The following is a 13753-nucleotide window of genomic DNA, read 5'->3' as shown; positions in this document are numbered from 1 at the left end:
TATTTGTGATAATAAATCGAAAGACTATGATACGACGTAGGCTTTGCCTCTTATTCCTACTGACTGGAATGACTCTGTTTGCTTATTCGCAAGGATTGTTGTTTCAGGCTAATGATAAAGAAATTAAAGAAAGGACTTCTCTTCAGATATTTCAGGAAGGGGAGATACCTTGTTTTACGAAAAACTTTCAGTTGAGCTTTGAACTTTCTATTCGCGATTTTGATACTTTTGGATATGTTTTTCTGCTGAAGGAAGATCAGGGGAAAACTAAATATAGCTTTACGTATACTTATCTGGATGGTGAGAACAGTACATTCAAGTTTAATACCGACGGAAAAGAGAATCATTATTCTTTAAATCTGCGCAATGATGCACTGGCTTATCAATGGATTCCTGTGTCTTTTGCATTCGATTTGCAACAGGACGTACTTACGATTCGTATCGGAGATAACGAAAAGAAGATTACTTCTTTAGGATTGAAAGATACTTTTTGTCCGCACCTCTTCTTCGGACGTTATGATTATATTTTGGATATGCCCACTTTTGCCATCCGCAATCTGAAGCTGGAAGGTGATAGAAGTCATTCATATACTTTCCCTCTGAATGAAAATGAAGGGGAAGAAGTGCATACTTCTACAGGGAAGGTTTTGGGTACGGTTGTCAATCCGGTGTGGCTCATCAACGGTTCTTATCATTGGGAGAAACTTTTTGAGTATTCTTTTCAGACTCCTTCGGGAATCACTTTTGAGCCGGACAGTCAGCGACTGATTATTTTCAGCCAGGATTCACTTCTTACTTATAATCTGTTGAAACGTCAGCCACAAAAGTATTCTTATAGCAACAAACTACCCGTAAAATTGCAGTTGGCTACTCATTTCATGAATACAACGGATGGTAAACTTTATGTTTATGAATTGAATAACCTGCCGTTGGGGGATGCTACGGTAGCGGCGCTCGATCTGAATAATCAGGAGTGGAAACAGACCGGAGTAGCAGCCTTGCCGGTACAGTTGCACCATCATGACGGCTTTTGGGATGAAACAACCGGAAAGTATCTCGTTTTTGGCGGTTTTGGTAATAAGCGTTTTAACAATACATTCCTCGAATATGATATCGAGGCCGACCGTTGGGACACCCTCTCTTATTCCGGCGACCGGATTATCCCCCGTTATTTCTCGGGTATGGCAGTCAATAAGAACCGGGAGCATATCTATGTCTTTGGCGGGATGGGAAACGAATCGGGTGAGCAGAGTGTAGGCCGAAATTATCTTCACGATCTTTATCTGCTTGACAGAAAGCAGCAGTCTGTGCGACGTTTGTGGCAGAACGCTTCGGATCATCGTTTGGTCGTCGCCCGTGATATGATACTGACACCTGATGAGAAGTATATCTATGCCCTGTGTTATCCGGAATATCTTTCGGATACCTATCTGCAACTTTATCGCTTGACGGTTGATGATGGAACGATGAAAGCTTTGGGAGATTCCATTCCGATGCGTTCGGAAGAGATTATGACGAATGCTAACCTTTACTATAATTCATTGACGCATGAGTATTACTGTACGACCACAGAATTTGACAAGAAGGGGCATACGGTGATTCGGACTTATGTGTTGTCCGCCCCTCCGGTTTCTCTGGATGAAATCCGTTCTTACGGCTCCAGGTCTTCTCTGGAGATTCGTTGGTTATGGATAATGGCAGGAATAGGAGTATTATTGCTTGTCGGAGGTGTGCTGTTTGTCAGGAGAAAGAGGGGAAAACAAAGAAATGCGGTTCCGGAATCATCTTCTGTGCTCATGTCACCACCTGTCGGAAGAGAACCGGATAAAAGTGTACTGGGAAAAGAAATGCCTGCAAAAGAAGATTTTGAATCATCCATCGTTCGTCCGAATGCAGTTTATTTATTCGGTCCTTTTACGGTAATTGACCGGAATGGGCGGGATATTACTCATTTGTTCAGTTCCCGTTTACGGCAGGTTTTCATCTATATCTTGCTTCATAGTACCCATAATGGAGTATTATCTGCCTCCTTGAATGAGGTTTTCTGGGCCGATAAACCCGACGACAAGGTGAAAAACCTGAAAGGGGTAACGATCAATCAGATTCGCAAAAATCTGGCTGAGCTGGATGGAGTGGAACTTGTACACGACAAGGGATATTTCAGACTGGTGTTTACTGACTGTTATTGTGATTATTTCCGTTTCCGCACCTTGAAGAATGCTGAAGAGGTGGAGAATGAACTCGGCATTTTATTAATGCGTGGCAAATTCCTTGATGGTATGGATGCGGGGATGATGGACCACTTCAAACAAAAAGTAGAAGAGTTCTTGTCTTCCTTTCTGCCACTGGAAATCGAACGTCTGTATCAGCAGCATAAGTATGATGCCGTCATTCGTTTCTGTAATGTGCTTTTCCGGGTTGATCCGGTTAATGAGCTGGCACTGGCCTATGGTATGCATGCCCTTAACCATACAGGTTCGTCACAAGAAGCAATTCTGCAATATTCCCTGTTTGTGCGTGAGTACAAGCAAATGATGAATGAAGAATATTCTACTTCTTATGCAGAGCTGATGAGCAAAAATCCTCCTTTTCATCGATAAAAACATATCGGTTAATGATATTTATTCGCTTATTAATCCGTTATTAACCCATCACTAATAAGTTGTTTAACCTTGCTACATTATGTTTGCAGCGATGTTATTTACTTATTGTTTTATTTAAAAACCTAATACGTATGAAAACAAGATTCTTTATGAAACTTTGTTTATTCAGTTTGTTGGTTTGGTGTGTCAGCTCGTGCAAGAGCGATAACGGCGATTCAGTGCGGCCTATTGCACTTGAATGCATGTACACGCATCTGACCGACATGACAAACATGCTTGATACCGCAAAGATCGGTACAAGTGACGGTACTTTCCCATTGGCAAATGCCCAGAACCTGCAAAAAGCTGTCGAAGAACTGCAAACAGGTATTTCTAAAGGTATGGCTGGCTACTTTGTTCTACAGTATGAAATAGATAACTACTGTATAGCCGCCGAAAAAGCGATTGCCGAATTTCAGGATTCCTATCAACAGACATTGCAACCGGGTACGCCTGCCGAATTAAAGGTATTCGGCATTGACGGTAAAGGGCGTATTGAATTTGGTTCCGATCCTGCTTATGGTGGCGGTAATACTTTCACCGTAGAAAGTTGGGTGAAGTATGATGCCGGTTTCTTTGAGTCGGGAATTGGCAGTTTCCTCTCTACTTTTGACGGTAAGCAGCCGAATGAGGGATGGATGATCAACTTCTTAGGCTCTAATCTTCGTACAACGATCGGTATGGGACCGCAGGAAGGCCGCGTACTGGAAGAAGGCCGTGCTTATCCTGATAATTTTGGTAAATGGAATCATGTCGTGACGGTGTGGGATAACACCTTGCCTGAAGGACAGCTGAAAATGTATGTCAATGGTGAATTATTCTTCAGTAAGACAAATGATGTGAAGAATGATGCCGGAGTATTACAGAATTATATGCCTAACACCCGTAACCAGAATATGTGGGCATTCCAGGAACCGACTGACAATTCACGCTGTATGACCGGATTTATTAAGAAATTCCGCATGTGGAGTACTGCGAAATCGGCGAATGAGGTAAAAACGCTGATGAACTCGGATGTGACGGGAACAGAAAGCGGACTGGTATGTGCGTGGGACTTCACGACAGTGGTCGAAGACGTTACCAACATTCCGGATAAGACAGGAAAACACGTTGCGAAAATTGTAGGTAACTACAAATGGTTTAAAGTTGAGAACTAACCTTAATAAACAGACGAAGAGTATGAAAAATAATACGATAAAAATAAAGGCTTTCCTCTGCCTGCTGCTTCTGATGTGCGGATGGGTAAGTGTGCAGGCACAGCAGGTGCTTACAGTGAAAGGTGTGGTAGTAGACGCTTTAAAAGAACCGTTGCCCGGAGCCAGCGTTCAGGTGGTAGGAATGTCTACCGGTACGGTGACTGACTTGGATGGTAATTTTAGTCTTCAGGTTCCGAAAGGAAAAACGATTGCTGTTTCTTTTATAGGATACGTGACACAGGAACTGACTGTAAATCAGAATCAGTCGAACCTTACCATTCAGTTGAAAGATGATTCCAAGCAGTTGAATGAAGTAGTCGTTATCGGTTATGGTACGGTAGAAAAGAAAGATTTGACAGGTTCTATCCAATCCGTTACCAGCAAGGAATTAAGTAAACTGGTGACTACCGATGTCACTGAAACACTGAACGGACGTGTCGGTGGTGTACTCGTGAATAAGACTTCCAACCGTCCCGGTTCGGATACGAAAATAGAGATTCGGGGTATCAACTCGTTCAATTTCTCGAATGAACCTTTATACGTGATCGACGGAGTACCTTCTCAAACGGGAATGCGTCATTTGAACTCTGCCGATATTGAATCTATCGACATTTTGAAAGATGCGTCTTCCAGTGCAATCTACGGTTCGCGGGGTGCAAACGGGGTGGTGATTATCACTACCAAAGGAGCTAACAAGCGTCAGGGCTTTAATATCGACTATTCGGGTTACGTTGGTTTCAAGACTCCTACCCGTATTCCTGAAATGATTGGTAACATGGGCAATGGACTGGAATATGTAGACTATCGCACCGCTTTGTGGAAAAAGAAGTATGGTGATGCTTCACTGAGCCGTCCGGACTTCCTGACTGATGATGAAAAACGCCGTATCAAACATGGTGAATACTATGACTGGTTGCGTGAACTGTCGCAGAATGCATTGACTACCAGTCATTCTGTTTCCGCTACCGGGGGTACAGACAAACTCTCTTTCTCATTCGGCTTGGGATACTTGAAAGACGACGGTATGGTAGGCGATGAAAGCTTTGAACGTATTACGGCTAATGTTGGGTTGGAATATCGCTTCTCTGATAAGTTCAAAACAGGAATCAACAGTTATGTTTCTTTGAATAACACGAATGAAGGAGCCAATGATGCTTTGATTAATGCATACTTCCTGCCTCCTACGGTCAGCCCGTATGATAAGGACGGAAGCTACTTGTTTAATTGTCAGCCGACTTCCAGCAAGATCAATCCATTTGTTCAGATTGAAAATAATAAAAGAGAGAAAGAAGCAAACTATACCAACTTCTCCGGTTATCTGGAATATCAGCCGATCAAAGGACTGAGCTTTAAATCGCAGATTGCGGTTCAGTATGATTCGGACGTTTACGGAGAATGGGTAGGTACGATGACACAAGCCAAAGGAGGTCTCAATGCACCGGAAGCTTACCGGAAAGAAGGACGGAATATGAATTGGGTATGGGACAATATCATTACTTATGATAAAACCTGGAAGAATATTCACCGTCTGAATGCTATCGGTTTGTATAGCGTACAGAAAGAAACTCATAAGGGTTCGGAAATGCGTGGCGATGGTCTGCCTTACAACTCGGACTGGCATGCGATCGAAACAGCCGAAGAAATTCGTGACGTGAAGAGTTACTATTGGGAGTCATCCATGCTTTCTTTCATGGGACGTGTCAACTATACGTTGATGGATCGGTACTTGTTTACTGTAACAGGGCGATATGACGGAACTTCCCGTCTGGCTACCGGCAATCAGTGGGGATTTATGCCGTCGGCAGCTGTCGGCTGGCAGATGAAGAATGAGAATTTCCTGAAAAACGTAGACTGGCTGAATAGTCTGAAACTCCGCGTCAGCTGGGGTAAATCGGGAAACAACAGTATTGACCATGATATTACCTGGACAAAGCTGGACCTGACTCATTATATCTATGGAGGTAAAGGTGAAAATGCTTTCGGATTAGGTGACCGCAAAGGTAACAAAGATCTTCGTTGGGAGATGACCTCGGAGTGGAACTACGGTATTGATTTCGGCTTTCTGAATAACCGTATCAACGGTACGATTGATGTGTATAACCGTACTACGAAAGATTTGATTTTCGCCCGTTCGGTAGGTAACCTCAACGGTTATGGCTCTATCCTTGAGAATATAGGAACGTCCTCCAATAAAGGGGTGGAAATAGGTCTGAACACGGTGAACGTCTCAAAGAAAGATTTTACGTGGAAGACAAATCTGACTTTCTCTCTGAACCGTAATAAGATTGTAGACCTCTACGGTGATAAAAAGGATGACTTGGCTAACCGCTGGTTCATCGGTCAGCCGATGAAGGTGATCTATGATCTGGAAAAGGTAGGAATCTGGCAGACGGAAGATAAGGAACTGGCTGCTAAATACGGACAAGTGCCGGGACATATCCGTGTAGCTGATCTGGACGAGAACTATGTGATTGATGAACGTGACTATAAAGTACTCGGCTCTCCGTCACCCGACTGGACAGCGGGTATGACCAATACCTTTACTTACAAGAACTGGGATTTGTCTTTCTATATGTATGCACGTATCGGTGGCACCTACAATGATGATTTCACTTATATGTTTACCGCATGGGATAATGAACACTGGAACAAACTGAATGTGAAGTACTGGACTCCGGAAAACCACAGCAATGAGTACCAGCAGATCGGTGCGCAATCCTACCATACTCAGGTATTAGGTAAGATTTCCGGTTCGTTTCTGAAAATACAGAATATCACGTTGGGATATACTCTTCCGGAAAACTGGATGAAGAAGATGAAAATGAAAAATGCACGTGCTTACATCAATGTGCAGAATCCGTTTACTTTCACCGACTATCTCGGTCCGGATCCCGAAACGATTGGTGAAGACGTATACAAGTCTTTGTCACTTTATCCGATGACATTTACTTTTGGAGTGAATTTAACCTTCTAAATACTTGAAACCTTATGAAACGAGTAAAAGAACAAATTAAATATTTGGCACTGTTAGCAATCTGTTTGCTAAGCGGATGCTCCGATTTTCTGGATAGTTATAACCCTTCGGCAGTAACGGACGATTTCTATAATACTAAAGAAGGACAACAGAAATTGTTGACAGATATCAATGCCCGTTACCGCAATGTTTTCAATACAGGCGAATTGCAGTATTACGGAACTGATATCTACATGGCTATCTCCGAAGAACCTGCCGAACGTATGTTCAACGGCTATGACAAGACTTTCAACTCCACCGCTCCGATTGTTGGCGATTATTGGAAAGTACTCTATAAGATTGTGCAGGAAAGTAACATCCTGCTGAATCGCTGCACACCGGATATTGCAGGAAGCGATTATACTTCGCTGACCGCACAAGCCCGCTTTTTCCGGGCGATGGCTTACTATTATCTGGTAGAAACATTCGGTCCCGTACCTTTGCTCACCGAAGAGAATACAAGCGTTATCCAGCAGGCGGAACGTACCGGTGAACAGGCTATTTACACTTTCATCATTACCGAACTGAATGATATAAAGGATAAACTGGACATGACCACGATTTCAGCCGGAAAGGTAACGAATGCCGCAGTCATTCACTTTTTAGGGAAAATGTATCTGACACGTGCTTACAAATCCTTTGCTGAAACAGACGACTTCTCCAATGCAGCAACGACATTTGATTTGCTGGTAGAGAATCCGGCCTCCGGTTATGCTTTGCAGGAAAACTATGCTGCTTTGTTCGATGAAAACAATCAGGCTAATTCGGAAGTGATCTGGGCGATTCAATATGGACTGGATAAGAACTATCGGGGGGATGGAAATCCGCAACAGGCACAGTTCGGATTTAATATTGTAGCATTGGAGCCGGATCTGTTCATTAAGAATCAGAATGATTACTCTAGTGTTTCCCGTAAATACTGGGTGAATCCGAAAGCGCACGAGCTTTATACCGACCCGGAAGCGGATACCCGTTATGATGCGACGTTCAAACGTGAATATTACATAAACAATCCGGATAATGCTGATTACGGTAAGCTGGGAATCTATTTCCCCCGTTGGAACGATAAATCGGGTATGAGTAATAACGCGAAAAGGTTTTATCCGTTCAAGCAGGACGATGAATATGTGTGGTATCCGCAATCTACGGCACTTCCTGTATTAGAAACTGCTTCAGATCGTATGCCGATGGTACGTAAGTTCAGCGATACCAAGATACAATGGGGCGAAGGCGGTTCTCGTGAAGATGTCATTTTCCGCTTGGGTGATACCTATCTGTTGTGTGCTGAGGCTTATCTGGGTGCCGGAAACAAGAAATTGGCATTGGAACGCATCAACAGTATACGTAAGCGTGCCGCTAAAGATGCGACCGCTTATGAAGCAATGAAGCTGACAGATCTGGATATAAACGTTATCATGGATGAACGTGCCCGTGAGTTGATGGGAGAGCATGACCGCTGGTTTGACTTGAAACGTACTCAGACATTGCTGACACGTGTACCTGCATACAATCCGTTTGTGGTGAAGTATGATAATTTGAACAAGAACCATCTGGTACGCCCCATTCCGCAAGATGAACGGAACAAGGTAGATGGATTATCGCAGAATGAAGGTTATTGATTAATGGTTAACTAACAAATGAAAGAAATAATTATGAAAATGACTATATGTGGTGCTGCACTGTTGCTCAGCTTGACAATGGCTAGTTGTGAAGTGTACGAATCGCCGGAAATCAATCAAGGATTGAACGAAGAAAACAACACGTCCCTTTATACAGATGCTTATGATCCGATCAGTAATGTGGGTCAATACTATATGCCGGAAATGAAGGTGAAACCGAAGAAATACTGGAATTGTGTGGAAGTCGTAACGGTAGGCAGCCGTAATGAACTGGGACAAACAGAAAAAGTACGCGGATTACAGTACCACCTGATGTGTCAGTCATTAGCCGGTCTGGCTAATCGTGCCGTAGAACAGGGAACAAGTGAAATAGCTGTTTGGCTGCACGATCACGGTGGCAGTGATTCCTATAAACTGTCTAAGCAGGCACTCGAAGATATGGGTATCCACGAACAGGGGATGCAGAGCGGACTGGAACTGGCACGTAATGATTATGGTCCGTCCGACGGAGTGACTATTCAGCTGAAAGGTATGTTTGACGGATATGTCTTGACGGATATTGAGCATAATCCGGAGAGTGGTGTTGTAGCTTCCGTTGCTTCTCATGTTTATAATTCTATTATTGTGGATGTCCGTGACAAGGAATATTATGAAGAAGCAGGATATACCATGAAATATGATGCAAGAAGCAAAACTACTGCACAGGCATGGGCGGAGTTCAAAGACAAATGCAGCAACAAAGCATTGGTGATCATGCCTGTACAAACCGGTGAATTGCGTGAGTTTGCTATTAAGAATGAACTTTTCGTATTGAACTTGAATAAGCGTCAGGGCAGTTCGGCTGGCGGACAGAATACGGCTTTGCTGAAAGAAATCCTTGCCTGGCTGGAACCGAATGCACCTGTCTACGGATGGGAACAGGGAGTAAGTGAAGATGCTTTTGTCGATTTGGTTTCCAAAAGCGGTCATCCGATGATCCCTTGTGACTGGAGTTACAATCATTCCTTGACTTCATTGCTTTATTCTCAACGTCAGAAATCGACATTGGCTCGCGTGAAGAATCCGCAGTTTCTGGATTATACAAAGAAAAAGAATTTCGTTTCTTTCTTCCTTTCCGATGGTGACAATATTCAGTGGATGATGAATGACTTTAAAGATTTCTATAATGCGGCGGAGTCGGAAGAAGTACGGATGACGTATGGTATTGCTGCTTCAGTGCTTCCGATGATGGCACCGGCACAATTCGATAATCTGCTGAGTCAGCAAAAGCCGAATTGCTCTATTTTGGAAATGCTGGGAGGCGGTTACTATTACGTAGACAATTATAGCGAGAATGGCGACCGGGCGAAGAATTTGAAAGTCGTGGCAGAACGCCTTTCGGCGCATATGCGTCAACATCGTGTGAAACTGCTGGGTGTAATGGCTATGAACGTAAAATCAGAGGCTGCCAAAGAAGCATTTCAGGCTTATGTAGATGCCAATGACCAGTTGGAAGGTATCGTAGCGCTTCAGTATAGTCCTTATGCAGGAGGTGAAGGAGACATTATTTGGGTAACGAATAAAGCAGGGTATGATATCCCGGCCATTACGGTGAAATACTCTTTGTGGAATTTTGGAAACCGGAATGCGGAACGTGAAGGTACCCCTGCCTATATTGCCGGAAGATTGAAACAGGAAGCACAGCAGGAAAGTTTTTCTGTCGTATGTGTGCATGCATGGAGTAATTTCTCCGATCACGGACAGACGGAAGACCCGCTGATTGAGAACCAGTCCGGGGATATTCGTGGAGCCGGAGCGGCAAAGCTTTGTGCAGGACATCTGAACGATAGTTTTGAAGTCGTAAATATGCAGGAACTGGTGTGGCGTTTGCGTATGAGCCAGCGTCCGGAACAGACGAAGAAGTATCTGAGTGAGGTATTTTAATTAACCTGAGTTTCACAGGCTTTCTGCATGGTTTTCTCTGTTTTAACGTGGAAGGAGAAGTGATACAGAAGGCTTGTGAAACTTAAGCAAATAATAATAGATATGGTTACAAGATTGTTTTTCTTATCAATCTGTTTTCCTTTTCTGCTCACTTCGTGTCAGCAGTCAAAGAAGACGGTAGAGTTTGTAGACTACGTGAATCCTTTGATGGGTACCGAGTCTACTTTTGCGTTTTCGCATGGTAATACTTATCCTGCTGTGGCGGTACCTTGGGGGATGAACTTCTGGAGTCCGCAGACGGGGGAGAATGGCAGCGGATGGATGTATACGTATACTGACAGTCTGATGCGCGGTTTCCGGCAGACACATCAGCCTAGTCCCTGGATAAATGACTATGGTACATTTTCCATTATGCCGCTTGCCGGAGAACTGAAAATGAGTCACAAAGAACGTCTGGTTCCGTTCTCACATCAACAGGAGAAAGCGACTCCTTATAACTACAGTGTTACATTCAATAACGGATTGCAGACGTCTCTTTCTGCTACTTCCCGCGGAGCTGTATTCGAGGTCTCTTTCCCCGAAAAGGAAGATCAGTATGTAGTGGTAGATGCATACAACGGAGGAAGTTCAATAACGATTGAACCGGAAAAACGGTTGGTAAAAGGTGCGACACGTTATAATAACGGAGGTGTGCCGGATAACTTCGCTAATTACTTTATGATGGAATTCAGTCATCCCGTCATAGAATACGGTACTTACAATGGAGATACTTTGTTGCACCATCAAACCGATGTAGCGGCCGATTATACCTGTGCCTATCTGAAATTTGATGTTCCGGCAGGTGAAAAGCTGACCATACGTACAGCCTCTTCTTTTATCAGTCCCGAACAGGCTGCCATCAACTTTAATCGTGAAGTAGCTGATGCGGATGTACAACTGATCAGCGGGAAAGCCCGTGAACAGTGGAATAACTATCTCGGACGTGTAGAAGCGGAAGGAGGAACAGACGAACAACTTCGTACCTTCTATTCCTGCCTGTATCGTACATTACTTTTTCCACGTGAGTTCTATGAGTTTGATTCACAAGGAAATCCTGTTTATTACAGTCCTTATGACGGTAACGTGCATGATGGTTATATGTATACTGACAATGGTTTCTGGGATACGTTCCGTGCGGTTCATCCGTTATTCACATTGCTATATCCGGAAGTTTCGGAACGTGTGACGCAATCTATCATTAATGCTTATAATGAAAGTGGCTTTATGCCCGAATGGGCGAGTCCCGGTCATCGTGGTTGTATGATTGGCAATAACTCTGTTTCCTTATTAGTCGATGCATGGATGAAGGGGATACAAACGGTAGATGCCGAAAAAGCTCTGGAAGCGATGATTCATCAGACACAAGCCCGTCATGCGGAAATAGCTTCTGTAGGGCGTGACGGCTTCGAGTATTATGATAAGCTCGGTTATGTACCTTATCCGGAAGTTCCCGAAGCTACAGCCAAAACACTCGAATATGCTTATGCTGACTGGTGTATTGCCCGCTTTGCGGAATCGCTGGGCAAACAGGATATCGCAGACCAGTATTACCAGAAAGCCCCAAATTACCGCAATCTCTATTATCCGGAACATGGTTTTATGTGGACAAAAGATGCCAAAGGCAACTGGCGTGATCGTTTTGATGCTACGGAATGGGGCGGTCCTTTCACAGAAGGAAGTTCCTGGCACTGGACTTGGAGTGTGTTTCATGATCCGGAAGGCTTATCCGAATTGATGGGCGGACATGAACCGATGATAGCCCGACTCGACTCTATGTTTGTGGCTCCGAACACCTATAACTATGGAACCTATGGTTTCGTTATCCACGAAATAGCTGAGATGGTTGCCTTGAATATGGGACAATACGCGCATGGTAACCAACCGGTGCAGCATGCCATTTACTTGTATGATTATATCGGTCAGCCCTGGAAAACACAGTACCATCTCCGTAATGTTATGGACAAACTTTACAATTCCGGAAGTAAAGGATACTGTGGCGACGAGGACAACGGGCAGACATCTGCCTGGTATGTATTTTCTGCTATGGGTTTCTATCCGGTTTGTCCGGGAATGCCTGAATATGCGATAGGTTCTCCATTATTTAAAAAGGTAACTCTGCATCTTCCCGAAGGGAAAAACTTCGTCGTTTCAGCAGCAGATAATGCGGCAGACCGTCCATACATAAGGAAAGCTCTGTTGAATGGACAAGAATTCACACGCAACTATCTGACGCATGATGAACTGAAACAGGGCGGAGAACTGAATCTGTCGATGGACAGCGTACCGAATCAGCAAAGAGGTACCCAACCGGCAGACTTCCCATATTCTTATTCCAAGTAGTTTCAATAGGTTTTAGTATACTTTTCATTGACCGATACGGAGAGAATCTTAATTGATTTGATCTGTATCGGTCATACAATAGGAATTTAAAGTCAGGCTTTGTCTTTGCTGTTTCTTTTGTTACCTTTGTGCATCTAATATGAGGTTTATGATACATTCTCTTCCATCTTCCGAACCCTTGACGGCACAAAAGCTTTTCTCAAAGCTTTATGTTTCCTACTATGCCCGTTTGGTTCGTTTCGCTTCCCTTTATGTAGGAGCTATGGGAGACGCAGAGAATATAGTACAAGATTTTTTCCTCTATTTATGGGAACGTAAAGAGATACTTCCGGAACTGCAACAGCCCGATGCATATCTTTTCTCCGCTGTCAAGCATCGCTGTCTGAACTTCCTTCGTTCACAACTTTCTATAGTAGACCGCAGGCAGCCGCTTTCTGATATTATGGAGCAGGAGTTTAAACTGAAACTTTATAGTCTGCAACTACTTGATGACTCTCAAATGTCGATAGATGAAGTAGAAAAACAGATCTGCCGTGCAATTGATAGCTTACCGGAACGTTGCCGGGAAATATTTGTCATGAGTAAGCTGAAGGGTATGAAATATCGTGAAATAGCCGAATCCCTTGGCATTTCGCAGAATACGGTAGAAGGTCAAATGGCTATCGCTTTGAGGAAACTTCGGGAAGAATTGCGTCATTGTATGCCTTTGCTGCTTCTATTGAGCGTATAAGGATAAATCGCCTATGTATTGTCTTTGCTTCAGTCCATTCCATATACTTTAGTCAAGCTGAGTACTAATTTGCAGCTTATAATGAATGAATTTAGTTCCGGTTGCTTATAAATCTATTCGTCTGACAGTTGTTGAACTTTCGTCTGACAGTTGTTGAACTTTCGTCTAACAACTGTCAGACGAAAGTTCAACAACTGTCAGACGATTAAATTTAAGTATAATGAATACTAAATCTGTGTACATCAAGAATT

7 protein-coding genes are annotated in these 13753 nt (G+C 43.5%); all 7 read left to right on the top strand.

The features are described from left to right. Window positions 1-26 precede the first annotated feature (26 nt). The 7 genes from BT_RS11150 to BT_RS11120 all read left to right on the top strand — a co-directional run bounded on the left by BT_RS11150 (window position 27) and on the right by BT_RS11120 (window position 13502). Window positions 27-2600 carry a Kelch repeat-containing protein gene (locus BT_RS11150; protein WP_011108170.1) on the top strand — a complete coding sequence of 858 codons (2574 nt, stop codon included), beginning with the start codon at window positions 27-29 and terminating at the stop codon, window positions 2598-2600. A gap of 134 nt (window positions 2601-2734) precedes the next feature. Next, window positions 2735-3799, top strand: coding sequence for a LamG domain-containing protein (locus BT_RS11145; protein ID WP_172461666.1), 1065 nt, complete (start codon window positions 2735-2737; stop codon window positions 3797-3799). A 22-nt stretch (window positions 3800-3821) separates the two neighbouring features. Beyond that, window positions 3822-6812 carry a SusC/RagA family TonB-linked outer membrane protein gene (locus BT_RS11140; RefSeq protein ID WP_011108168.1) on the top strand — a complete coding sequence of 997 codons (2991 nt, stop codon included), beginning with the start codon at window positions 3822-3824 and terminating at the stop codon, window positions 6810-6812. Window positions 6813-6826: 14 nt separating this feature from the next. Next, a complete protein-coding gene (locus tag BT_RS11135) occupies window positions 6827-8470 on the top strand; it encodes a RagB/SusD family nutrient uptake outer membrane protein (protein ID WP_011108167.1) in 1644 nt (547 codons plus the stop codon). Window positions 8471-8503: 33 nt separating this feature from the next. Further along, window positions 8504-10393: a GxGYxYP domain-containing protein gene (locus tag BT_RS11130; protein ID WP_225011966.1), complete on the top strand. Its 1890-nt coding sequence runs from the start codon at window positions 8504-8506 to the stop codon at window positions 10391-10393. A 102-nt stretch (window positions 10394-10495) separates the two neighbouring features. Further along, window positions 10496-12772, top strand: a complete 2277-nt coding sequence (locus BT_RS11125) for a GH92 family glycosyl hydrolase (protein WP_011108165.1) — start codon at window positions 10496-10498, stop codon at window positions 12770-12772. Window positions 12773-12920: 148 nt separating this feature from the next. Further along, entirely contained in the window at window positions 12921-13502 is a 582-nt protein-coding gene (locus BT_RS11120; RefSeq protein WP_011108164.1) for an RNA polymerase sigma-70 factor, read from the top strand. Window positions 13503-13753: the final 251 nt, after the last annotated feature.

It is taken from the genome of Bacteroides thetaiotaomicron VPI-5482 (assembly GCF_000011065.1).
Lineage (GTDB): Bacteria > Bacteroidota > Bacteroidia > Bacteroidales > Bacteroidaceae > Bacteroides > Bacteroides thetaiotaomicron.
The sequence above is the reverse complement of the archived record's forward strand: the minus strand, read 5'-3'. Positions and strand labels throughout refer to the sequence as shown.

Excerpts from the sequence above, each read along its gene's own strand:
- BT_RS11150 (WP_011108170.1), top strand. The coding sequence starts at position 27 with ATGATACGACGTAGGCTTTGCCTCTTATTCCTACTGACTGGAATGACT.
- BT_RS11145 (WP_172461666.1), top strand. The coding sequence starts at position 2,735 with ATGAAAACAAGATTCTTTATGAAACTTTGTTTATTCAGTTTGTTGGTT.
- BT_RS11140 (WP_011108168.1), top strand. The coding sequence starts at position 3,822 with ATGAAAAATAATACGATAAAAATAAAGGCTTTCCTCTGCCTGCTGCTT.
- BT_RS11135 (WP_011108167.1), top strand. The coding sequence starts at position 6,827 with ATGAAACGAGTAAAAGAACAAATTAAATATTTGGCACTGTTAGCAATC.
- BT_RS11130 (WP_225011966.1), top strand. The coding sequence starts at position 8,504 with ATGAAAATGACTATATGTGGTGCTGCACTGTTGCTCAGCTTGACAATG.
- BT_RS11125 (WP_011108165.1), top strand. The coding sequence starts at position 10,496 with ATGGTTACAAGATTGTTTTTCTTATCAATCTGTTTTCCTTTTCTGCTC.
- BT_RS11120 (WP_011108164.1), top strand. The coding sequence starts at position 12,921 with ATGATACATTCTCTTCCATCTTCCGAACCCTTGACGGCACAAAAGCTT.